General features: G+C 41.7%; 2 protein-coding genes. Both read left to right on the top strand.

What is annotated here, in order from left to right:
* Positions 1-175: 175 nt before the first annotated feature.
* Positions 176-1,159 (top strand): beta-ketoacyl-ACP synthase III, encoded by a 984-nt coding sequence (locus PLK24_RS10845; RefSeq protein WP_324479042.1) that lies wholly within the window; start codon positions 176-178, stop codon positions 1,157-1,159.
* A 14-nt stretch (positions 1,160-1,173) separates the two neighbouring features.
* On the top strand, positions 1,174-2,360 hold a 1,187-nt coding region (gene fabF / locus PLK24_RS10840; protein WP_324479040.1), incomplete at its 3' end, for a beta-ketoacyl-ACP synthase II.

Here is a 2,360-nt window from a genome sequence, read left to right as displayed (position 1 = left end):
ATAGGGTGAAAATTAGAAAACCGGTTGTCCCGGGCGACCAATTAATTATTAAGGTAGAGCTTCTTAAGATTCGTAAGAGAATGGGTAAGTTAAACTGCATAGCGAAGGTCAATGAAACTATAGTAGCCGAGGGAGAAATAGGTTTTTCACTCGTTGAAAAGAAGGAGGAAGTGATTTGAATAATCGACCGGTGAAAATACTGGGAGTTGGAGCAGGTGTTCCCCAAAAAGTTATAACCAATTTTGATTTGGAAAAAATAGTAGACACCAGTGATGAATGGATCGTCAGTCGAAGCGGCATACGAGAGCGGAGAATTGCTTCGGAAAATGAAACCACATCTATGTTGGCAATTGAAGCGGCACGAATAGCTCTGAAAAAAGCCCAGGTAAAATCATCTGACCTTGATTTGATTATAGTTGCTACTGTCACTCCCGATATGCTTTTCCCAGCGACGGCCTGTATTCTCCAACGTGAATTGGGTGCAGAAAAAGCTGCTTGTTTTGACCTGGAAGCTGGCTGTACTAGTTTTGTTTATGCTCTTTCCATTGCAGAAAAGTATCTTTCCGCCGGGGGTGGGAATTTCGCTTTAGTGGTTGGAGCCGAAACTTTATCGAAAATTCTCGATTGGGAAGATAGAGCGACCTGTGTGCTATTTGGTGATGGAGCCGGAGCAGCTGTGTTAGGTCTGGGAGAAAAACCGGGTATTATTTCAACCCATTTAGGTGCTGATGGAGGAGGAGCTAACTATATTGAAGTTCCAGCCGGTATTTCCCGTATGCCAGCCTCAATTGATACCGTTCAAAATCGACTCCATTATATAAAAATGGCAGGAAATGAAGTCTTTAAATTTGCCGTAAAAATTATGGAAGAGGCTTCGCTGAAAGTTTTAGAAAAGGGGAAGATAAAGATTGAAGATGTCAATTTATTTATCCCCCATCAGGCTAATATAAGGATCATCAAATCAGCTGCGAAACGTCTTGGCATTGTCGAAGATCGTATCTTTGTAAACATTCATAAATATGCAAACACTTCCTCTGCCTCGATACCTTTGGCACTCTTTGAAGCAGTTCAAGAAAATCGAATCCAGGAAGGAGACATTATATTGTTAGTTGGTTTTGGTGCAGGCTTGACTTGGGGTTCAGCTCTTATTCGATGGTAAGGGAGGTTTCAACTTTGGATAGAAGAGTCTTGGTTACCGGAATTGGGGTAGTTAGCCCAATAGGAATTGGAAAAGAAAAATTTTGGCAAGCCCTGATTAATGGAGAATCGGGAATTGATACCATTAAGAGATTTGATGCCAGTTCATATGATAGCCAAATAGCGGGAGAGGTAAAAGACTTTAATTGCGATGATTATTTACCTCGCAAAGACGCTCGCAGAATGGATCGCTTTTCTCAATTTGCTGTAAGTGCTTCCATCATGGCTTTTCAGGATTCACAAATAAATTTAGATAAGCTCAATCACGAGCGTTCGGGTGTTATATTGGGTTCGGGGATCGGTGGAATTTTTACTTTTGAAGAACAGCATGAGGTATTAATGAATCGTGGTCCACAAAAGGTTAGTCCTTTTTTTATTCCGATGATGATTGTTAATATGGGAGCAGCAAACGTAGCCATACAGTTGGGGTTAAAGGGCCCAAATAGCTGCGTATCAACTGCCTGCGAGGCATCCACTCATGCGATTGGAGAAGCCTTCCGAATATTACAACGAGGTGATGCTGACTTAATGGTGGCAGTTGGTTCGGAAGCATCAATTACACCACTTGCCTTAGCCGGTTTTTGTTCGATGAAAGCCCTTTCTACCTATAATCAAGAACCAAAAAAAGCTTCACGACCCTTTGATAAAAATCGGGATGGTTTTGTTATGGCCGAGGGGGCAGCAGCGTTGATTTTAGAAACGAAAGAATCAGCAGAACGGAGAAGTGCTACGATCTATGCTGAGTTGAAAGGATATGGTGCCAGCTGTGATGCTTACCACATAACTGCACCCGATCCAGAAGGTGAAGGAGCGGCTCGTTCTATGCTTTATGCCATTCATGACGCCGGACTTCGGATTGAGGATATCGATTATATCAATGCTCATGGAACATCAACACCGTTAAATGATAAGATGGAATCACTGGCAATTAAAAAGGTTTTTGCCGATAGTGCCTATCAATTAAAAATTAGTTCAACCAAATCTATGATTGGTCATCTTTTAGGAGCAGCTGGGGCTATGGAAGCAGCAGCAACTGTCTTGGGAATATATCATCATATCATTCATCCAACCATCAACCTTGAAGAAGCAGATGAAGATTGTGATTTAAACTATGTTCCCCAAAAAGCCCAAAAAATGGAAATTCGCAATGCAATTTCTAACTC

The organism is Atribacter sp. (genome assembly GCF_035418125.1).
Taxonomy (GTDB): Bacteria; Atribacterota; Atribacteria; order Atribacterales; family Atribacteraceae; genus Atribacter; species Atribacter allofermentans.
Note: the sequence above shows the minus strand (reverse complement) of the source record. Positions and strands in the feature narration are given on the sequence as shown.